17 protein-coding genes, 1 pseudogene and 1 riboswitch are annotated in these 20,258 nt (G+C 73.1%); of the genes and pseudogenes, 7 read left to right on the top strand and 11 right to left on the bottom strand.

Annotated elements, in window-relative coordinates:
- Positions 1-71 precede the first annotated feature (71 nt).
- The 4 genes from J5Y04_RS15615 (at position 72) to J5Y04_RS15600 (ending at position 3,870) form a co-directional block, all read left to right on the top strand.
- Positions 72-548, top strand: a complete 477-nt coding sequence (locus J5Y04_RS15615) for a bifunctional nuclease family protein (RefSeq protein ID WP_148641491.1) — start codon at positions 72-74, stop codon at positions 546-548.
- Between the two features lie 269 nt (positions 549-817).
- Positions 818-1,477, top strand: coding sequence for a MerR family transcriptional regulator (locus J5Y04_RS15610; protein WP_209412596.1), 660 nt, complete (start codon positions 818-820; stop codon positions 1,475-1,477).
- Positions 1,478-1,586: 109 nt separating this feature from the next.
- The gene (locus J5Y04_RS15605) at positions 1,587-2,315 is read left to right on the top strand and encodes a vancomycin high temperature exclusion protein (RefSeq protein ID WP_209412595.1); all 729 of its coding nucleotides are present in this window, start codon (positions 1,587-1,589) and stop codon (positions 2,313-2,315) included.
- A gap of 121 nt (positions 2,316-2,436) precedes the next feature.
- Entirely contained in the window at positions 2,437-3,870 is a 1,434-nt protein-coding gene (locus J5Y04_RS15600; RefSeq protein ID WP_209412594.1) for a DNA polymerase IV, read from the top strand.
- A 144-nt stretch (positions 3,871-4,014) separates the two neighbouring features.
- Here the strand turns inward: J5Y04_RS15600 and J5Y04_RS15595 are convergent, their stop codons facing one another.
- From J5Y04_RS15595 to J5Y04_RS41770, 3 genes and pseudogenes are all read right to left on the bottom strand, one after another.
- Positions 4,015-5,505, bottom strand: a complete 1,491-nt coding sequence (locus J5Y04_RS15595; RefSeq protein WP_209412593.1) for an MFS transporter — start codon at positions 5,503-5,505, stop codon at positions 4,015-4,017.
- A 144-nt stretch (positions 5,506-5,649) separates the two neighbouring features.
- Positions 5,650-6,609 (bottom strand): YsnF/AvaK domain-containing protein, encoded by a 960-nt coding sequence (locus J5Y04_RS43970; protein WP_256463506.1) that lies wholly within the window; start codon positions 6,607-6,609, stop codon positions 5,650-5,652.
- Positions 6,592-6,972, bottom strand: a pseudogene (locus J5Y04_RS41770) (PRC-barrel domain-containing protein); the annotation flags it as partial. The gene J5Y04_RS43970 and the pseudogene J5Y04_RS41770, both read right to left, overlap by 18 nt.
- Before the next feature lie 223 nt (positions 6,973-7,195).
- Positions 7,196-7,299, top strand: a riboswitch (glycine riboswitch).
- A 242-nt stretch (positions 7,300-7,541) separates the two neighbouring features.
- On the opposite strand from J5Y04_RS41770, the gene gcvP reads away from it, so the two are divergent.
- A complete protein-coding gene (gene gcvP, locus J5Y04_RS15585; RefSeq protein WP_209412591.1) occupies positions 7,542-10,442 on the top strand; it encodes an aminomethyl-transferring glycine dehydrogenase in 2,901 nt (966 codons plus the stop codon).
- A gap of 147 nt (positions 10,443-10,589) precedes the next feature.
- On the opposite strand, the gene J5Y04_RS15580 is transcribed toward gcvP, so the two are convergent.
- Complete coding sequence (locus J5Y04_RS15580; RefSeq protein WP_148641485.1) at positions 10,590-10,781, bottom strand: DUF5999 family protein; 192 nt, start codon at positions 10,779-10,781, stop codon at positions 10,590-10,592.
- 503 nt (positions 10,782-11,284) lie between these two features.
- Positions 11,285-11,857, bottom strand: coding sequence for a hypothetical protein (locus tag J5Y04_RS15575; RefSeq protein WP_209412590.1), 573 nt, complete (start codon positions 11,855-11,857; stop codon positions 11,285-11,287).
- A 368-nt stretch (positions 11,858-12,225) separates the two neighbouring features.
- On the opposite strand from J5Y04_RS15575, the gene J5Y04_RS15570 reads away from it, so the two are divergent.
- Positions 12,226-13,728, top strand: coding sequence for a glutamate--cysteine ligase (locus J5Y04_RS15570; RefSeq protein ID WP_209412589.1), 1,503 nt, complete (start codon positions 12,226-12,228; stop codon positions 13,726-13,728).
- A gap of 76 nt (positions 13,729-13,804) precedes the next feature.
- The gene (locus J5Y04_RS15565) at positions 13,805-14,593 is read left to right on the top strand and encodes a CPBP family intramembrane glutamic endopeptidase (protein WP_209412588.1); all 789 of its coding nucleotides are present in this window, start codon (positions 13,805-13,807) and stop codon (positions 14,591-14,593) included.
- On the opposite strand, the gene J5Y04_RS15560 is transcribed toward J5Y04_RS15565, so the two are convergent.
- From J5Y04_RS15560 to J5Y04_RS15535, 6 genes are all read right to left on the bottom strand, one after another.
- Complete coding sequence (locus J5Y04_RS15560) at positions 14,571-15,104, bottom strand: HAD domain-containing protein (RefSeq protein ID WP_209412587.1); 534 nt, start codon at positions 15,102-15,104, stop codon at positions 14,571-14,573. The genes J5Y04_RS15565 and J5Y04_RS15560 overlap by 23 nt on opposite strands.
- Positions 15,105-15,204: 100 nt before the next feature.
- Entirely contained in the window at positions 15,205-16,482 is a 1,278-nt protein-coding gene (locus J5Y04_RS15555; protein ID WP_209412586.1) for an MFS transporter, read from the bottom strand.
- Positions 16,483-16,568: 86 nt separating this feature from the next.
- Positions 16,569-17,270: a dienelactone hydrolase family protein gene (locus J5Y04_RS15550; protein WP_209412585.1), complete on the bottom strand. Its 702-nt coding sequence runs from the start codon at positions 17,268-17,270 to the stop codon at positions 16,569-16,571.
- 117 nt (positions 17,271-17,387) lie between these two features.
- On the bottom strand, positions 17,388-18,722 hold the full coding sequence (locus J5Y04_RS15545; protein ID WP_374106033.1) for a sugar porter family MFS transporter: 1,335 nt from the start codon (positions 18,720-18,722) through the stop codon (positions 17,388-17,390).
- A 204-nt stretch (positions 18,723-18,926) separates the two neighbouring features.
- Positions 18,927-19,550: an FMN-binding negative transcriptional regulator gene (locus J5Y04_RS15540; RefSeq protein ID WP_209412583.1), complete on the bottom strand. Its 624-nt coding sequence runs from the start codon at positions 19,548-19,550 to the stop codon at positions 18,927-18,929.
- Positions 19,551-19,561: 11 nt separating this feature from the next.
- Positions 19,562-20,224, bottom strand: coding sequence for a pyridoxamine 5'-phosphate oxidase family protein (locus J5Y04_RS15535; protein WP_209412582.1), 663 nt, complete (start codon positions 20,222-20,224; stop codon positions 19,562-19,564).
- Positions 20,225-20,258: the final 34 nt, after the last annotated feature.

Genomic DNA, 20,258 nt, shown 5'->3' with positions numbered 1-20,258 from the left:
GCCGACCCCGCTGACCAGCGCGGTCGGCCCTGCGCTTTCATATCCGGGTCAAGGGCCATAGGGTTGCCTGTGTGAATGAGCTCGACGTCGTGGGTGTCCGGGTGGAGATGCCTTCCAACCAGCCGATCGTGCTGCTCCGGGAGGTCGGGGGCGACCGCTACCTGCCGATCTGGATCGGCCCCGGCGAGGCGACCGCGATCGCCTTCGCCCAGCAGGGCATGACGCCGGTGCGCCCGCTGACGCACGACCTCTTCAAGGACGTCCTGGAGGCGCTCGGCCAGCAGCTCACCGAGGTCCGGATCACCGACCTGCGGGAGGGCGTCTTCTACGCCGAGCTGGTCTTCGCGGGCGGGGTCGAGGTGAGCGCGCGGCCGTCCGACGCGATAGCGCTGGCGCTGCGCACCGGTACGCCGATCTACGGCAGCGAGGAGGTGCTCGCCGAGGCGGGCATCGCGATCCCGGACGAGCAGGAGGACGAGGTCGAGAAGTTCCGCGAGTTCCTCGACCAGGTCTCGCCCGAGGACTTCGGCGGCGGCGCGCCGCAGTAGCCGGCCGCGTACGGAGTGCGTCAGCGGGACGTCGTGCGGGATGCCGTGAACGGCGTCGGCCCGTGCGGCTTTGGCGATTTTGCCAAAAAGCGTCTACCTACCCACACTAGGGGCACGAAAAACCACTCTCCCGAGTGACGTGGTTTGTCCGGCCCGGCGTGGCGATCGTTGACGGGTCATAGGGGACTGCCTACCGTCAGGAGTGGCTGCCCGGGTGCCCGTCACCCGCAGTCTTGGGTTGCCCGCAGGACGAGTGGACGGAGGTAGGCATGACCGGCACCGGCGATGAAGCGGCCGCTGGAGGCCTGTGCGCCGTGCACGTGCCGCGCACCGCCCGCAGCGTGACCGACCTGTCGCGGACGGAGCTGCCCCGGGTGGGCCGGTTCCCGGCCGTGCAGCCCGGTCAGCCCGCCATCGAGCGACTGACGCCCACCTCGGAGCTGATCGGCTACCGCGGGCCGACGGCCTGCGCCGCGGCCGGGATCACGTACCGCCAGCTGGACTACTGGGCCCGGACGGGGCTGCTGGAACCCAGCGTCCGGTCGGTCTACCCGGCGAGCAGTCACCGGTTGTACAGCTTCCGCGACATCCTGCTGCTGAAGATCGTGAAGCGGCTGCTGGACGCGGGCGTCTCGCTGCAGAACATCCGGGTGGCGGTCGCCCATCTGCAGTCCCCCGAGGTCACCGACCCGGCCGGGCTGACGCTGATGTGCGACGGCGCCACGGTGTACGAGTGCACCACGCCGCAGCAGGTGGTGGACCTGCTGAAGGGCGGTCAGGGGGTCTTCGGCATCGCGGTCGGCGCGGTCTGGCAGGAGCTGGAGCTGACCCTCGGGCGGCTGCACGCCGAGCGCACCGACACCGGCGAGACGGTGGTCGGCCACGACCCGGGCGACGAGCTGGCGCAGCGCCGCAACCGGGCGGTCTGACCGGCGTACTGACGAGGCCGCGGGCCCGGACGGGGAACCGTCCGGGCCCGCGGCCTCGTCGTGCGTGGTGGACCGATCAGGTCTGGTGGAGAGACCCAAGGGGGAGCACGTGCGGTTCGGGACCGGAACACCCGGCCTGCTGCAGCGGGTACAGCGGCTCGGCGTCCGGCTGGGGCGGCGGCGCACCCAGCGCCGGATCTTCCAGCTCGTCACCGCAGGCTCCGTGCTCGCGCTGGCGCCGAGCGCCTGGCTGTGGACCTCGGCGGGGGACCGGGTCGGCACGGTGGCGAGCGCGCCGCGGGCGCCGGTGGCGGTGGTGTTCGGCGCGGGCCTGGACCAGGGCAAGCCGTCGCCGTACCTGGCGCACCGGCTGGACGCGGCTCTCGACCTGTACCGGGGGCAGAAGGTCCAGGCGATCCTGGTCACCGGCGACAACGGGCGGGACAGCTACGACGAGACCGACGCGATGCGGCAGTACCTGATCGAGCACGGGGTGCCGCAGGTGCGGGTGGTGGGCGACTACGCGGGCTTCGACACCTGGGACTCGTGCACCCGGGCGCACCGGATCTTCGGGGTGGACCGGGCGGTGCTGGTCAGCCAGGACTTCCACGTCCGGCGGGCGCTGGCGCTCTGTCAGGCGGCCGGCATCGACTCGTACGCGGTCGGGGTGACGGAGGCGCACGACGAGACCTGGCTGTACGGAGGGCTGCGGGAGATCCCGGGGGCGGGCAAGGCGGCGCTGAACGCCTGGCTGCGGCCGGACCCGCTGTTCCTCGGGCCCAAGGAGGAGGGCATCCCGCAGGCGCTCGCAGACGCGGGGGCGGCGCAGCAGCGGTAGCGCGGTACGGCGAGGCACCGGAGGCGCGGTACGGCGAGGTACCGGGGGTGCGGGGCGGTGCGGTACCGGGGCGGCGGCCCGGTTCGGTCGGACTGTCGTACCCGTGCGGCATGATCGGCAGGTGCGGTCACTGCCGAGCATCATCCACCTCGACATGGACGCCTTCTTCGCCGCGGTGGAGCAGGCGTCCAAGCCGAGCCTGCGCGGGAAGCCGGTGATCGTCGGCGGCCTGGGCGGGCGCGGGGTGGTCTCGACGGCCTCCTACGAGGCGCGGAAGTTCGGCGTGCACTCGGCGATGCCGATGGCGCAGGCGCGCCGGCTCTGCCCGAACGCGGCGTTCCTGTCCGGGCGCTTCGAGGCCTACCGGCAGGTGAGCGAGCTGGTGATGGGCCTGTTGCGGGAGCTGTCGCCGCTGGTCCAGCCGCTCAGCCTGGACGAGGCGTTCGTGGACCTGGAGGCCGGCCCGTACGGCCCCGCGCTGGCGGCGGCGGATCACGGGACGGGGGAGCGGCTGGTGCTGGCCCTCGCGGAGGACCTCCGGGCCGACATCCAGCGGCGCACCGGGCTGACCGCGTCGGTCGGGGCGGCCGGGTCCAAGCTGATGGCCAAGATCGCCTCCGAGCAGGCCAAGCCGGACGGGCTGGTGCTGATCGAGCCCGGCCAGGAGCGCGTGGTGCTCGGGCCGATGCCGGTGCGCGCCCTGCCCGGCATCGGCCCGGCCACCGAACAGGTGCTGCGCCGGGCCGGCCTGAACACGGTGGCCGACCTCGCCCTGGCGGGGGAGGCGGAGCTGGTGCAGCTGCTGGGGAGGGCGCACGGCACCGGCGTCCACCAGATGTCCATAGGGCTGGACGACCGGCCGGTGGTGGCCGATCAGGACGCCAAGTCGGTGTCGGTGGAGGACACCTTCGAGGTGGACCTCGCCGACCGGGAGCGGGTGCTGCGCGAGGTCGACGTCCTGGCGGCGCGGTGCGTGCGGCGGTTGCGGGCGGCGGGCCGGTCGGGTCGGACGGTGGTGCTGAAGGTCCGGCGGTTCGACTTCTCCACGCTGACCCGCTCGGAGACGCTGCGCGGCCCGACGGACGACGAGGCGGTGATCACCGAGACGGCCCGGCGGCTGGCCTCGCAGGTGGACATCACCGGTGGCGTGCGGCTGCTCGGCGTGGGGGTCGCGCAGCTGGCCGACTACACCCAGGAGGACCTGTTCGCGCAGGCCGTCCGGGAGGAGGCGGAGTCCGGCGAGCAGGAGCCGGTGGCGGCCGAGGCGGAGGGGGCGGCGGAGCCGGCCGCGCCTTCGACGCCGCACTGGATGCCCGGGCAGGACGTGCACCACGGCGAGTTCGGACCGGGGTGGGTGCAGGGCAGCGGGGTGGGGCGGGTGACGGTGCGGTTCGAGACGCCGTGGAGCGGGCCGGGACGGGTGCGGACCTTCGCGGTGGACGACCCGGCGCTGGAGCCCGCGCGTCCGCTGCCGCTGCGGGGGAGCGAGGGCGGGCCGGACGAGGGCGGGCCGGACGAGGGCAGGCCGGACGAGGGCGACGGGACCGGGGGCTGAACGTACGAAGCGGCCCCGCCCGGCAGGGGAAACCGGGTGGGGCCGCTTGAAGTGCCGGGCCTCGGGCGGTCGCGATGCCCTCGTCGACCGTTCGGGGTCCGGTCCCCCGCGCTCTGTCCCTGGGCGCGGGGGGTGGACGCCTCGTCAGGCGTCGGTCTTGGCCAGCTGGGGGCTGGAGTCCAGGTCCGCCGTCGCGATGCCGGCGGCGACGGTGGTGGACGGCTTGACGGTGCGGATCAGGAAGGGGACGGCGCCGGCGATCGCGCAGACCACCGCGGCGGTCCAGAACGCGTGCTTGTAGGCGTCCAGGGTCGGCAGCGCGATCGGGATCGGCAGCTTCATGGTGTCGCCGGTCAGGATCGCGGCCATCACGGCGGTGCCGATCGCGCCGCCGACGGTGCGCAGCACGGCGTTCATGCCGTTGGCGATGCCGCTCTGCTCCACCGGGACGGCGCCGTTGATGTAGGCGGGCATCGCCGAGAAGGCGAGGCCGATGCCCAGACCGAAGATCGCCGAGGCGGTGTAGATGTCGGCCTCATGGCTGTGGCGCACGGCCAGGTAGGCCATCGCGACGGCGCCGAGGACGCCACCGAGGACCAGCGGCAGGCGCGGGCCGCGGCGGGCGATCAGCAGGGCGCCCAGCGGGGCGGCGACCATCGAGCCGACGGCCGACGGGAGCAGCATGATGCCGGCGTGCAGCACGGTGGCGGTGAAGCCGTAGTGCGCGAACTTCTCCGGGGTCTGGGCGAAGTTGCTGATCACCATGAACGAGCCGTACATGCCGAAGCCGATCAGCAGGCCGGCCAGGTTGGTGAAGGCGACGGCCGGGCGGGACATCATCTTCATGTCCACCAGCGGGTGCTTCACCTTGACCTCGATGACGCCCCAGACCAGGGCGACCACGGCGGCGACGGCGAAGAGGCCGAGGGTCTTGGTCGAGGTCCAGCCCCAGTGGTTGCCCTGGCTGACCGCGACGAGCAGGGCGGAGAGCCAGCCGGCCAGGGTGAGGGCGCCGAGCGGGTCGGCCCCGCCGTCCTTGTCGGTGACCGGGTCGCTGGGCACCCGCAGGGCGACCAGGGCGACCGCGATCAGGCCGAAGACCAGGCCCATCCAGAAGATCGACTTGTAGCTCCAGTGCTCCAGCAGCAGGCCGGTGGCGACCAGGCCGAGGCCGCTGCCGACGCCCATGGAGGCGCTGATGGCGGCGACGCCGCCGGTCACCTTCTGCTTCGGCAGCTCGTCGCGGACGATGCTGATCGCCAGCGGGAGCACGCCACCGCCGGCGCCCTGGAGGACACGGGCGACGACCAGCCAGGTGAAGGAGTGGGTGCTGACCGCCAGCGCGGAGCCGGCCACCAGACCGGTCAGCGATATCAGCAGCATCGGCTTGCGGCCGCGCAGGTCACCGAAGCGGCCCAGCAGGGGGGTCAGCACGGCGGCGGAGAGCAGGTTGGCCGTCATCAGCCAGGTGATGCTGGAGCCGGAGACGCTGAGCTCCTTGGCCAGCGAGGGCAGGATCGGGACGACCGCGGTCTGCACCACGCTGAACGACAGCATCGCCAGGATGAGGGCCGGCAGGACCCGGGCGCTGCTCTGCTTCTCGGCCGCGGTGGTGGGCTGTGGTGCCTCACTCACGGTTGCTTCCTCCCGTACATAGTGAATGAACTGAAGTAACCATGCAGGGAGATACTTCATTGTGTCAAATATCGATCGGTGAAGCTTTGGCAAAGTCGAAGGACCCCGGGCCGCGGCGGGCCCGGGGTCCCCGGTGAGGCGTCGTCAGGCAAGCGGCCTGAGCGTGGCCGGGCGGGACGGTTCGTCGGCCGCGGCGGAGGCCGGCGTGGGGGTCGGCGCGGAGGTGGGCTGGGCGGGGGCGTGTGCGTTCGGGGAAGTGGGGCCCGGGGTCGAGGCGGCGGCGGTGTTGTCGTGCACCTCGACGTGCTCGCGGCGCAGCTCGTCGCGGATCACCTCCTCGGAGGTGTACCGCTCGACCACCAGGCGCACCCGCTCGATCGGGGCCAGGTACTTGCGGACCACCGGGCGCTCCTCGCGCAGGGTGACCTCCTCCACCGCCTCCGCGATCTCCTTGTCGCTGAGCGAGGCCCGCTCCGTCTCGCCGACCGGCATCCGCTCCACCCGGACGCGCTCGCGGACCACCGGGACCCGGCGCTCCACCGGCTCGCTGGTCACGTACTTGCGCAGCTTCGCGGTGCCCAGGACGTGCCACTCGGTGGTGATGTCCAGGCGCTCCTCGCGGCAGGTGATCTCCACCGGGCCGCTGGGCGCGGACGAGGCCGGACCGGAGGCGGTGGAGTCGGCAGGGGTGGTGGCTGGGGTGGTGGCGGAGGTGGCCGGGGTGGCCGGTGCGGCCGCGGGGCGCGGCTCATGGGTGACCGGCGCCGCGGGGGCGGCGGGCGCGGTGGTGCTGAGGGTTCGCACGTTGGCCTCCGTGGCGGGTTCGGACGGCTTGCCGAGGTCGGCCGCCGGGGTGATGAGGGGGGACGGGGTCGCGCTGTCGGCCGAGTGGAAGCTGTCGGCCGAGTGGAAGGCGAGCGGCTTGGGTGCCGGTGCCGGTGCCGGTGCCGGTGCCGCGGCGGCGGGTTGGTCCGCGGACTTCGACGCCGGGGCCGCTGCTGCTGCGGCGGCTACCGTGCCCGCCGCTGCCGCCGTGCCCGCCGCCGTGCCCGCCGTCGGGGCCGCGGGTTGGGCCGCCGCGGGCGGGACGGAGCCGAAGTCCAGGTCGGCCGGCTCGGAGCCGGAGCCGTCGCCCGCCGACGGGCGCCCGTCCACCGGGGTGTCCAGCCCGTAGTAGCGGTAGAGCTGGAGCTCCTGGGCCGGTGACAGGTGCTGGCCAACGCCGAAGTCCGGCGACTCCTTCACCAGCGACTTGTCGTACGGAACCCGCAGCTCGTCGCCGGAGAACTCGCTCGTGGTCAGGGGGACGAAGGCGTCCCGGCCGAAGATGCCGGTCCGGACGGCGGCCCACTCGGGCTGTCCGGTGGCGTCGTCCAGGTACACCTCGTCGACCGTGCCGATCTTGTCTCCGTTGCGGTCGACCGCCTTGTGGCCGATGAGGTCCCGGGGGTCGATATCGGTCTGCACTCTTTCCTCCAGTGCGCTGCGCCTGCGGGACTCCCGCAGGCCGGCGGCCGGCCCGCCCGTCCCATCCGCCACTTCACACCAAAAGCCATGAACCGGACAGCCGCGACCGGGGCGGGGCCGGACGGGCCCGGTGGTGCGCCGTCCGGGTCACGGGCGAAGTCCCGGAGTGACCTGACGCACCCGTGATCGAAGGGCCTCCCGCTGGTACCCTGGGCGCGACCGCCGAGCCCGCTCGGGAGAGTCCCCGACAGTGAAAACCACTGGTCGGGGCGCCGAAGGAGCAACTCCTCCCCGGAATCTCTCAGGCATCCGTACCGTGTGGGATAGGTCACTCTGGAAAGCAGGGCAGGACTGCGGGCGAGGGAGCCGGCGGCCACCACCCTCACCGACGGTGCAAGCCGGCGGCGCGCCCACCGCGTGCCGCGCGGGTGAAGCTCTCAGGTCCCGATGACAGAGGGGGAGGCCTGTCGGGTCCGCCCGCCCAGGCCCGTCCGCTGTTGTCCGCAGCGGCGGAAGCCGTACGGGCGTGCGTACCCCCGCCGGTCCGTGACCAGGAGGCCTCGACCACCATGAACGCCCAGCCGAACGCGGGACGCCCCACCGGCGCCTCGACCCTCACCGAGCTTGAGCTGGCCAGCCCCTTCGAGAACCGCCACATCGGCCCCGACGCCGCCGCGCAGGAGAAGATGCTGGCGCAGGTCGGCTACGGCTCGCTGGACGAGCTCGCCGCCACCGCCGTGCCCGAGGCGATCCGCTCCATCACCGCCCTGGACCTGCCCGGCGGCCGCAGCGAGGCACAGGTCCTCGCCGAGCTGCGCGAGCTGGCCGGCCGCAACCAGGTGCTCCAGCCGATGATCGGCCTGGGCTACTACGGCACCTTCACCCCGCCGGTGATCCTGCGCAACGTCCTGGAGAACCCGGCCTGGTACACCGCCTACACGCCGTACCAGCCGGAGATCTCGCAGGGCCGCCTGGAGGCGCTGCTCAACTTCCAGACCCTGGTCTCGGACCTGACCGGTCTGCCCACCTCCGGCTCCTCGCTGCTGGACGAGGGCACCGCGGCCGCCGAGGCGATGGCGCTGGCCCGCCGCGTCACCAAGGTCAAGGGCGGTGTCTTCCTGGTCGACGCCGAGACCCTCCCGCAGACGATCGCGGTGATCGAGACCCGTGCCGAGCCGACCGGTGTCGAGGTCGTCGTCGCCGACCTCTCCGCGGGCATCCCCGCCGAGATCGCCGAGCGCGGCGTCTTCGGCGTGCTGCTCCAGTACCCGGGTGCCACCGGTGTGGTCCGCGACCTCACCCCCGTCATCGAGCAGGCCCACGGCCTCGGCGCGATCGTCGCCGTCGCCGCCGACCTGCTGGCGCTGACCCTGCTGAAGTCCCCGGGCTCGCTCGGCGCCGACATCGCCTGCGGTACCTCGCAGCGCTTCGGTGTGCCGATGGGCTTCGGCGGCCCGCACGCCGGCTACCTGTCGGTGCGTGCCGAGTACGCCCGCTCGCTGCCCGGCCGCCTGGTCGGCGTCTCCGTCGACGTCGACGGCAACCGCGCCTACCGCCTGGCGCTGCAGACCCGCGAGCAGCACATCCGCCGCGAGAAGGCCACCAGCAACATCTGCACCGCCCAGGTGCTGCTCGCCGTCATGGCCTCGATGTACGCCGTCTACCACGGTCCGGACGGCCTGGCCGACATCGCCCGCCGCACCCACCGCTACGCCGCCGCCCTCGCCGAGGGCCTGCGGGCCGGCGGCGTGGAGCTGCTGCACGGCGAGTTCTTCGACACCGTCACCGCCGTCGTGCCCGGCCGGGCCGCCGCGATCGCCGAGGCCGCGCGCGCCCACGGCATCAACGTCTACCAGGACGGCGAGGACCGGATCTCGGTCTCCACCGACGAGACCACCACCCGCGAGCACCTGGCGGGCGTCTGGGCCGCGTTCGGCGTCGAGGGCGTGGAGGTCGCCGAGGGCGCCGACGCGCTGCCGGCCGCGCTGCTGCGCGAGGACGAGTACCTGACCCACCCGGTCTTCCACAGCCACCGCTCCGAGACCGCCATGCTGCGCTACCTGCGCCGCCTGTCGGACCGCGACTACGCGCTGGACCGCGGCATGATCCCGCTGGGCTCCTGCACGATGAAGCTCAACGCGACCACCGAGATGGAGCCGGTGACCTGGCCCGAGTTCGGCCAGCTGCACCCGTTCGCGCCGATCGACCAGGCCCAGGGCTTCCTGACCCTGATCCGTCAGCTGGAGCAGCAGCTCGTCGAGGTGACCGGCTACGACGCCGTCTCGATCCAGCCGAACGCGGGCTCCCAGGGTGAGCTGGCCGGCCTGCTGGCCGTCCGCGCCTACCACCACGCCAACGGCGACACCCAGCGTGACGTCTGCCTGATCCCGTCCTCCGCGCACGGCACCAACGCGGCCTCCGCCGTGATGGCCGGCATGCGCGTGGTCGTGGTCAAGACCCTGGTCGACGGCGACGTCGACGTGGACGACCTGAAGGCCAAGATCGAGCAGCACCGCGACCAGCTCGCGGTGCTGATGGTCACCTACCCGTCCACCCACGGCGTGTACGAGACCGAGATCACCGACATCTGCGCGGCGGTGCACGAGGCCGGCGGCCAGGTCTACGTGGACGGCGCCAACCTGAACGCCCTGGTCGGCCTCGCCAAGCCGGGCAAGTTCGGCGCGGACGTCTCGCACCTGAACCTGCACAAGACCTTCTGCATCCCGCACGGCGGCGGCGGCCCGGGCGTCGGCCCGGTCGCGGTGCGCGCGCACCTCGCGCCGTACCTGCCGAACCACCCGCTCCAGGCGGAGGCGGGCCCGGCCACCGGTGTCGGCCCGATCTCGGCCGCGCCGTGGGGCTCGGCGGCCATCCTGCCGATCTCCTGGGCGTACGTCCGGCTGATGGGCGGCGAGGGCCTCAAGCGCGCCACCCAGGTCGCGGTGCTGAACGCCAACTACATCGCCAAGCGCCTGGCCCCGCACTTCCCGGTGCTCTACACCGGCCCCGGCGGCCTGGTGGCGCACGAGTGCATCATCGACCTGCGCCCGCTCACCAAGGAGACGGGCGTGACGGTGGACGACATCGCCAAGCGCCTGATCGACTACGGCTTCCACGCGCCGACGATGTCCTTCCCGGTGGCCGGCACGCTGATGATCGAGCCGACCGAGTCCGAGGACCTGCACGAGATCGACCGGTTCTGCGACGCGATGATCGAGATCCGGGCCGAGATCGAGAAGGTCGGTTCGGGCGAGTGGGCGGCCGAGGACAACCCGCTGCGCAACGCCCCGCACACCGCCGCCACGCTGGCCGGCGACTGGGCGCACGGCTACTCGCGGCAGGAGGCGGTCTTCCCGGCGGGCGTGAACCCGGCGGACAAGTACTGGCCGCCGGTCAGCCGGATCGACGGCGCGTACGGCGACCGCAACCTCGTCTGCTCCTGCCCGCCGCTGGACGAGTACGGCGTCTGACGCAGGGCGTCCCACGGACGGTGTCCGTGGAGGACGACAGGTGGCAGGGCCCCGGCGGAACACTCCCGGTCTTCGACTGGGAGGTGTTCCGCCGGGGCCCTGCCCGTTCCGCTGCGTCTGTCGGCCGCCGCCCCCGCCGGCGGCGGGTCAGGCCGCGTGGGCGACGGGGCGGCGCGGGGCGATCACCCGGCCGTCGGGCAGCAGTTCGCCGGTGTCCTCGAAGAGCAGGACGCCGTTGCAGAGCAGGCTCCAACCCTGCTCCGGGTGGCAGGCCACCGGTACGGCCGCCTCGCGGTCCTCGGACTCGGCCGACGGGCACTCAGGACGGTGCTGGCACATACGTACCCTCGCTTCGCTCTGCGATCCTCCCCGTGGTGCGGCGCCGTTCGGATGGCCGTCGGGAGCCGCCGCGGTAGTCGGATCCTGTCCGGCGCCGGGCAGGTGTGGACCGGCGCTCAAGTGGGTAGGACAGGTGGTCCTTCCACGCTGGTTCCCAGTGTCGGCATCCCGGGACGATCGCGCAGCCATTTGGTGACATGCGCCACAACCCGGGGGCAGAGATCACCCGTTCGGGTGGCGGCGGACGGAAAAAGCGCCCGGACGGGCCACCAGGTGGCTGGCCCGGTGGGGCCATGCCTGATGGCCCGTCCGGGTGGGGCGGGCGAAGCGGAGCGTGCGACGGCGGCCGGCCGGGGCGACCCGGCGACCGGGGGGGACGACCGGCGGGGGAGCCCGCCGGGGAGCGCTCGGGCAGGGGAGTGCTCGGGTTGGGGAGCGTCCGGGCCGAGGGGTGCTCAGGTCGGGGGGTGCTCAGGCCCGGGAGCGTCCGGGCCGAAAGGTGCTCAGGAGGAGCCGAGCAGCAGGGGGCGGCCCAGCGGCGCCCGGGCCAGCACCGGCAGCAGGTCGGCCGCGGGGTAGGCGCGGTGCGCGGTGACCCCGAGCGGGGCCGGCGCCAGCGGGATCAGCAGGTCCGATGCCGGGTCGGCGTCCGGCCCGTGCAGCCACAGCGCCGTCGCGTACTGGCCCGGGAAGGTCAGCAGCCGGGGCTGTCGGCGGGCCCGCGAGGTCTGGGCGAGCTGCCAGGCCTGGCGCAGTGCCCGGACGGTGGAGTCCAGGTAGGGCCCGGCGGTGAAGTGGGAGAAGGTGTGGCCCTCGGCCCCCTGCACCACCTCGGCCGCGGCGGCGACCTCGCTGCCGTCCTTGATCAGGAAGCGCCAGCCCGTCCGCCGGGCGGCGGTGAGCTCCGGGCGCGGCCCGTCCAGGACGTGGACCGCGAGCGGGTGCGCGGGGAGCAGCGGTCCGGCCGGATGACGCAGCGCTGCGGCGGCGGGTTGGCGCAGCGCGTCCTCCGAGTCGAGCGCGGCGAGGACCGCGCGCAGGGCACTGGGCGGGGGCTGGGGGGTCTGCAGAGTCATGGCGGGGTCGCCTCTCCGTGCGAGATCGGCGTGCGAGTGCGGCATACCGGCATGGCGCGGTGTGTCGTCGGTGACGGGACCTGGCCGTGTCCGGTTGTGCATGATCGCGGTGCTGGTACGGCCGCTGCCGTCGACGAGGTTTTCGGAGCAGCAGCGGGCCGGCCTTGGCGCAGTGCGAATTCTATCGAACAGGTGCGCAGGGTGACCTGTTTATCACAGGCGGTGGCGCCGGGCAAGTCGGCGGATGTGCTGAAAGTCCGTCAGTTTCCTTGCATTGCAAGCCGTTCGAAGCAATCGGGTATCGATCTTCGAGGTGGGCATGATGCATGCACGGTCGCTCGGCCGGGCGGCTCAGGAGGAGGGGACCCATGGGCGAGAAGGTCGTGGCGACGCGGGCTGACCTGTCGGACCGGCAGCTCTACCGCCGCAAGCTCCAGTCCTGTCTCGACGCGCTCGGACGGATGCTGCGGGAGGACCGCTTCGACCGGCCCCGGGCGGTGATGGGCCTGGAGATCGAGCTCAACCTGGCCGACGAGCAGGGCCTGCCGGTGATGCGCAACGCGGAGGTGCTCAGCGCCATCGGCTCCAGCGACTTCCAGACCGAGCTGGGCCAGTTCAACATCGAGGTCAACATCACCCCGCACCGGCTCTGCGGCCACGTGTTCGAGGAGCTGCGCGAGGAGATCGACACCGGGCTGCGCTACGCCGACCGGCGGGCGGCCGAGGCCGGCGCGCGGATCGTCATGGTGGGCATCCTGCCGACCCTGGAACACGACCACACCGGGCTGGACGCGATGTCCCTGAACCAGCGGTACAGCCTGCTCAGTGACCAGATCCTGGCCGCGCGCGGCGAGGACATCACGCTGGACATCGAGGGCGTCGAGCACCTCCAGCTGGAGTCGATCACCATGGTCGCCGAGGCCGCGGCGACCTCGTTGCAGCTGCACCTGCAGGTCACCCCCGAGCGGTTCTCCTCGGTCTGGAACGCCGCCCAGGCGATCTGCGGCCCGCAGCTCGCGCTGGGCGCCAACTCGCCGTTCCTGTTCGGGCGGGAGCTCTGGCGGGAGACCAGGCCGGTGCTCTTCCAGCAAGCCTGCGACACCCGTTCGGCGGAGCTCAAGGCGCAGGGCGTGCGCCCGATCACCTGGTTCGGCGAGCGCTGGGTGGACTCGGCGTACGACCTGTTCGAGGAGAACCTGCGGTACTTCCCCGCGCTGCTGCCGATCTGCGACGACGAGGACCCGGGCAAGGTGCTGGCCTCCGGCGGCGTGCCGCGGCTCGCCGAGATGCGGCTGCACAACGGCACCATCTACCGGTGGAACCGGCCGGTCTACGACGTCAGCGGCGGCGTGCCGCACCTGCGGGTGGAGAACCGGGCGCTGCCGGCCGGGCCGACCGTGGCCGACACGCTGGCCAACGCGGCCTTCTACTACGGCCTGGTGCGGGTGCTGGCCGAGCAGCCCCGGCCGATCTGGACCAGGCTGCCGTTCGAGCGGGCCGACGAGAACTTCCGGCAGGCCGCCCGGTACGGCATCGACGCGGTCTTCCAGTGGCCGCGGCACGGCCGGGCCGGGCGCGGCGGCATGACGACCGTCCCCGCCGTCGACCTGATCCTGAACGAACTGCTCCCGATGGCCCATCAGGGGCTGGACGAGTGGGGTGTGGAGCCGGCCGACCGGGACCGCTACCTCGGCATCATCGAGCAGCGCTGCCTGCGCCGGGTCAACGGCGCCTCCTGGCAGAGCGCCACGTTCCACCGGCTGCGCGAGCAGTTCGGGATGGACCGGCCGGCCGCGCTCGCGGCGATGACCCGGCGCTACGTCGAGTACATGCGCGGTGGCGAGCCCGTCCACACCTGGCCGGTCGGTTAGCACCCCTCCTGTGGAAGGATGACCGCTCCGGTGGTCGGCCGACGGCCGGAGCGACGCCGCACCGCTGGAGCACGCCGTGACCACCGCCTCGACCGAACCGGAGACCGCGAAGCCGACGCGTCGGCTGCTCGGCGTCGAGCTGCTGACCGTCCTCGGCCTCTCCCTCGGGGCCAGCGGCATCGGCGCGCTGATCAGCTTCACCGGCTCGCTCACCGAGACGCTCAACCTCGGCCAGCAGGTCGCCACCCTGAACGCCTCGCGCGCCCCCGGCCGCCCCTGGCTGGACCTCGCCTGGCAGCTCTACTACATCGGCCGCGGGCTCATGCCGGTCGTCCTGGTCGGCTACCTGCTGGTGCGCGAGGGCGTCTCGCTGCGGGTGCTCGGCTTCGACCTCGGGCAGAAGCTGCGCGACCTCGGCCGCGGAGCCGCCGTCGCGGCCGCGATCGGCGGCTCCGGGCTGGCGCTCTACCTCGCCTCGCAGGCGGCCGGCTACAACCTGACGGTGGCGCCGTCCGGGCTGCCGGACGTCTGGTGGCGGATCCCGGTGCTGGTCGCCTCGGCCTGGCAGAACGCGATCCTGGAGGAGGTCGTCGTCCTCGGCTACCTGCTGCGCCGGCTCGGGCAGCTGGGCTGGTCGTGGCCGGCCGCAGTGGTGGCCAGCTCGGTGCTGCGGGGCTCGTACCACCTGTACCAGGGGGTCGGCGGGCTGGTCGGCAACATGGTGATGGGCGCGGTGTTCTGCCTGCTGTACCGGCGGTGGGGGCGGGTGATGCCGCTGGTGGTGGCGCACGCGTTGATCGACACGGTGGCGTTCGTCGGGTACGCGCTGCTGGCCGGGCACGTCAGCTGGCTGCCGACCGGCTGAACGGCGACCGGAAGGCCGGGGCGCGCGGCGGGCGGGCGAGCAGCCGGTCGACGTGCCGGCGCTCCAGGCCCTGGCCGGGGTCGATCGGGAGCAGGACGCGGTCGCGGCGCCAGAACGCGTTGCGCACCAGCCGGCCGGGGATGACGTCGTCGATCCAGGCGAACGGGCGGCCGCCGGCGTAGCGCAGCAGCGGTGCCCACTTGCGGGCGGAGAACAGCTCCATCAGCGGCACCCGCGGGTCGCCGGGCTGCGGGAGGTAGCCGGTGAAGCGGACCACCGGCAGGTCGGGCAGGCCGATCGCCGGGGCGACGTGGGTGTTGGCGTGCTCCTCCCAGGTGGTGGCCCAGACCAGCTCGTACGCCTCGGCCAGTTCGCGCAGCCAGCTGCCGTGCCGGGCGGACAGCAGCACGGTGTGGCCGAGCAGGGTGTGCGCGTCGAAGTCGCCGTCCGGCCCCGGGCAGACCGGGTTGAGCACGCCGTCGACGTCCAGGAACAGCAACGGCTTCGGCATCGGTGCCCCCCAGGAGTGACTCTGTCATCACCTGGTCGGACGAGCGGCGCCCATCGGTGGTTGCGGACCGGAGGGCGCACGCGGGGGCGCATCGGGCGCGTCAGCGTGCGGAGGCGGGCTCCGAGGGTGCGTCGGCGGGCCGGCCGAGGGTGCGCCGGGAGAGGCGGCGGACCTGCGGGTCGAGCAGGACGACGGCGCTCAGCACCAGGCAGAGCGCCGTACACGCCCAGAGCGCGCCGGACAGGCCGAGCGTGTCCGCGGCCGGGCCGGCCAGTGCGGTGCCGACCGGGGCCAGCGAGAGCGAGCCGAGGTGGTCGTACGCCGAGACGCGGGAGAACGCCTCGGCCGGTATCTCCTGCTGGAGCGCGATCATCCAGTTGACGCCGAAGACGGTGACCCCGGCGCCGGAGAGGAACATCGCCGCGACCAGGGCCGGCAGCGGCGCGGTCAGGGCCAGCGCCAGGGCCGGCAGGCCGAAGAGGAAGACGCCCCAGTTGCCGACCAGCAGGATCCGCCGCGGCTGCCAGCGGACCATCACCAGGCCGGTCACCACCAGGCCGACGCCGTGTGCGGCCAGCGCCAGGCCCCAGTCGCGGGCCCCGCCGAGCCGCTGCTCGGCGACGATCGGCCCGTACACCGCGTCCACGGCGGTGATGCAGGCCATCAGCACGGCGAACTGCAGCACGATCACCCAGAGCCAGCGGCGGGAGGCGAACTCCTGCCAGCCCTCGCGCAGGTCGCGCAGCATGCCGCCGCCGGGTTCGGCGGGCGCGGCCGCCTCGGCCTCCAGGAGGAACCGCAGCGAGGCGGCGAGTAGGAAGCAGCCGGCGTCCAGGGCGAGCACCCAGCCGGGGCCGACGGCGGCGGTGAGGGCGCCGCCGAGTGCCATGCCGCCGATCTGGGCGGAGTTGAGCGCCAGCCGGAAGACCGAGAAGGCCCGGCCGGCGTGCTCGGCGGCCACGCTCTGCATGATCATGCCCTCGGAGGCGGGGGCGTAGAAGGCGTGGCCGGCGCCGCCCGCGGCGGAGAGCAGCATCAGCTGCCAGAGCTGGACGTTCCCGGCCAGCACCAGCGCGGCCAGCACGGCCTGCGAGACGGCGCTGAACAGGTTGGCCGCGACCATGACGTGGTGGCGCGGCAGGCGGTCGGCGAGCGCACCTCCGACCATCAGCAGCAGGACCACCGGGACCAGCCGGGCGGCGGTGACGTAGCCGACCTCGGCGGTGGAGCCGCCGCTCTCCATGACGGCGAAGGCGGTGGCGATCGGGGCGCCGGCGTTGCCGAGGCCGCTGATCACGGTGGCGGCGGTCTGGATGCGGAAGTTGCGGCCGGCCCAGGGGAAGCGGCCTCGGTGCGGGGGTGGGGGATGGCTCTGCACCTGGTGACTATGGCCGGGGAACTGTCAGCTGTCCAGCCGGTTTTCGGGTCTTACCGGCCCATCGGCGCGGGCCGCTGCCGGCCGGCCTACCCGAGGTGTCCCCAGAGGAAGCTGAGCGTGCGGCGCCAGGCGATCCGGGCCTGGAGCGCGTCGTAGGTGCCGAGCAGGTTCTCGTCGTTCATGAAGGCGTGCCCGGCCGGGTAGAAGTGGATCTCGGGCCGGACGTCGGTGGCCTCGCCGATCCGGATCGCCGCCTCGTCGACGGCGTCCATCGGGATCGAGCGGTCGTGCTCGGCGTAGTGGCCGAGGACGTGGGCGGTCAGGCCCCGGTAGTCGAAGTCCGGGTCGGGCGGCAGCCCGTAGAACGGGACCGCCGCCGCCACCCGGTCGCCCTCGGCGGCGGCCAGCAGCAGGGCGAAGCCGCCGCCCATGCAGAAACCGGCCACCCCGACCGCGTCGCCGACCACGCCGTCCAGCCCGAGCAGGTGGTCGACCGCGCCGCGCAGGTCCACCACGGCCCGCTCGACCGGGAGTTCGCGCTTGAGTCGCGCGGCCTCGGCGGTGTCGTGGGTGGTCGCGCCGCCGAAGAGGTCCGGCGCGAGGACGGTGAAGCCCTCGGCGGCGAAGCGGTCCGCCATCGCCGCGACGTGCGAGGTGAGGCCCCACCACTCCTGGACCACCACCAGGCCGGGGCCGACGCCCTGCGGGGGCCGGGCCAGGTAGCCGTGGGCCTCGCGGCCGTTGCTCGGGAAGGTGACGTTCTGCCGGGAGCCGCCCTGCTCAGGCATGGCTTCCTCTCGGTGGGACGGGCCGCCGACGGCGGCGTGGACGGTGCTGCTGCGGACGGGGGCGCGGACGGGGGTGGCGTGGACGGTTGCGTGGACGGCGGTGCCGCGGGCGGTGGGTCAGCCCATCTCCTCCAGCGCGCGGCCCTTGGTCTCCCTGATGCAGAAGGCCACGAAGGGGATGGAGAGCAGCGCGAAGCAGGCGTAGATCACGTACGTCGCCGACAGGTTCCAGTCGGCGAGGTCGGGGAAGCTGACCGTGATCGCCCAGTTGGCGATCCACTGGGCCGAGGCGGCGACGGACAGGGCGAGTGCCCGGATCCGGTTGGGGAACATCTCGCCGAGCAGGACCCAGACCACCACGCCCCAGGAGAAGGCGAAGCAGAACACGAACACGTGCGCGGCGACCAGCGCGACGGTGGCGTACGTGTCGGCCAGCGTGGCGGTGTCGCCGGTGCCCTGCCGGTAGGAGAAGGCCCAGGCCGCGGTGCCCAGGGAGAGCGCCATGCCGGCCGACCCCGCCAGCGCGAGCGGCTTGCGGCCGATCCGGTCGACCAGCACCATCGCGACCACCGTGCCGATCACGTTGACGATCGAGGTGGAGAGGCTGATCAGCAGCGAGTTGGCCTCGTTGATGCCGACCGACTGCCAGAGGAACGAGGAGTAGTAGAAGATCACGTTGATGCCGACGAACTGCTGGAACACCGAGGCGCCGATACCGACCCAGACGATCGGCAGCAGCCCGAACCGGCCGCCCAGCAGGTCCTTGATCCGGGGTTTGTGCGAGGACTCCAGCACGGCGCGGATCTCGGCGACCCGGGAGTCGAGGTCCACCCCCTCGCCCTCCACCTCCAGCAGGACCTTGCGGGCCTGCGCCTCGCGGTGGTCGGCGATCAGGTAGCGCGGGGACTCCGGGATGGCCAGCGCCATCAGCCCGTAGACCAGGGCCGGGACCGCCTCCACGCCGAGCATCCACTGCCAGGCCTGGACGCCGCCGAGGTGGCCGGTGGACTCCCCGCCGGCGGCCTGGTTGAGCGCCCAGTTGGCGAGCTGGGAGACGGTGATGCCGAGCACGATCGCCATCTGCTGGAAGGAGGCCAGCCGGCCGCGATAGGCGGTGGGCGCGACCTCGGCGATGTAGGTGGGCGCGATGACCGAGGCGATGCCGATCGCCACGCCGCCGACCACCCGCCAGGTGGCGAGCACCTGGATGGTCGGCGGGAACATCGAGCCGACGCCGCTGATCGCGAACAGCACGGCGGCCAGCAGCATGGTGCGGACCCGGCCGAGGTGGTCGGCGAGACGGCCGGCGGCCACCGCGCCGGCCGCCGAGCCGAGCAGCGCGATGGCCACCACGAAGGCCGTCTCGCCGTTGCCGACCCCGAAGTGCTTCTGGATGCCGGTCACAGCGCCGTTGATCACCGCGCTGTCGTAGCCGAACAGGAACCCGCCCATCGCGGCCGCGGCGGAGATGAAGACGACGTGCCCGAGGTGCGCCTCGCCGGATGCCGGATGGGTGTGGGTGGTGGTCACACGCGCTCCCCGAGTGGACGGGCCCGCCGGCACGGCCGAATGGGCAGGATTCGTCCCACATTCGATCAGGGGTTGCGCCGGCCCGCCCGGGAACGGGTCCGAACGGGTGACGCCACGTCAGTGCCGTTACCCCGTACGGCGGGCGTTGCGGCGGAGCAGCTGGGCGCGGACGCCCGCGTCCCGGCCGTGCCCGCGCGCGGCGAGCCGGTCCGCGAGGGCGTGCTGCTCGTGGACGGGCTTCTTGTCGTCGTACTTGAACTTGGCCCGCACCTCGCGCACGGTCAGCCGCAGCCCGCGCAGGCCCGGCAGGAGCCGGCCGAACGGGCCGTCGCCGGGGGTGACCCGGGTGTCCGGCGTCTCCGGCTGGAAGTGCGCCAGCTGGCGGTTGAGGATCCGCGCCTTCCCGGCCGCGTCCTCGACGACCTCGGCCGTGCAGACGAAGTGCACCGAGGCGTAGTAGCTGGTCGGCGTTCCCGGCTCGCCGCGCCAGTGGCCGGGGGCGAAGGCGTAGTCGTCGGTCACCGCGAGGGTCACCGCGGGGTCGGCGCGGACGGCGGCGAGCAGCGGGTTGGGTGCGGCGAGGTGGAGCAGGATCTCGCCGGCCTCCGCGTCGAGCAGGAAGTGCGTCGGGACCAGCACCGGGCCCTCGCCGTCGCGGCCGTTGGCGGCGAGCAGGCCGAAGTCGCGCCCCTCGGCGAGCCAGGCCCGCCATTCGGCCTCGTCGCCCCTGTCCCAGGACCTGATCAGCATCGGCGGGCCCGTCAGCCGGTGAAGTCGCGCAGGTGCGCGGGGAGCGGAACGGTGGTGGAGGCGTGCGGCACGGGCGTGCCGTACACCGTGGTCACCGGCACCACGCCGGCCCAGTGCGGGAGGCCGAGGTCCTCCTCGTCGTCGTCGGCGTCGTCGGCCCGGGTCTTGGCGGAGACCTCGTCCAGGACGAGGCGGATGACGGCGGTGGCGGCCAGCTCCTTGGCGTTGGCCGGGCGGACCTCGGCGGAGCGGCCGGGGACGGTCTGGTCGACCAGTGCGTCCAGTGCGACCGACAGCTCCTCGGGGTCGGTCACCTGGTGGGCGGTGCCGTGGGCGACCACCGAACGGAAGTTGATCGAGTGGTTGAAGGCGGACTTGGTCAGCACCAGGCCGTCGACCAGGGTGACGGTGACACAGACCGGCAGGCCTTCGTCGCCCTTGGCGCCGCGCATCGGCCGGCTGCCGGTGGAGCCGTGGATGTAGAGGCGGTCGCCCACCCGGGCGTAGATGGTCGGCAGCACGACCGGGGCGCCGTCGGCTATGAAGCCGAGGTGGCAGAGGTAGCCGGCGTCCAGAATGGCGTGGATGGCGTCCTGCTCCCAGGTCGCACGCTCCTTGTAGCGGGTCGGGGTGGTGCGCGGGGTGCGGGAGTAGGACGCGGCGCTGCCTGACATGACAACCTCTATGTACTAGTGCATAATCCGTTTT

Source organism: Kitasatospora sp. RG8 (assembly GCF_017813315.1).
Classification (GTDB): Bacteria; Actinomycetota; Actinomycetes; order Streptomycetales; family Streptomycetaceae; genus Kitasatospora.
The sequence above is the reverse complement of the archived record's forward strand: the minus strand, read 5'-3'. Positions and strand labels throughout refer to the sequence as shown.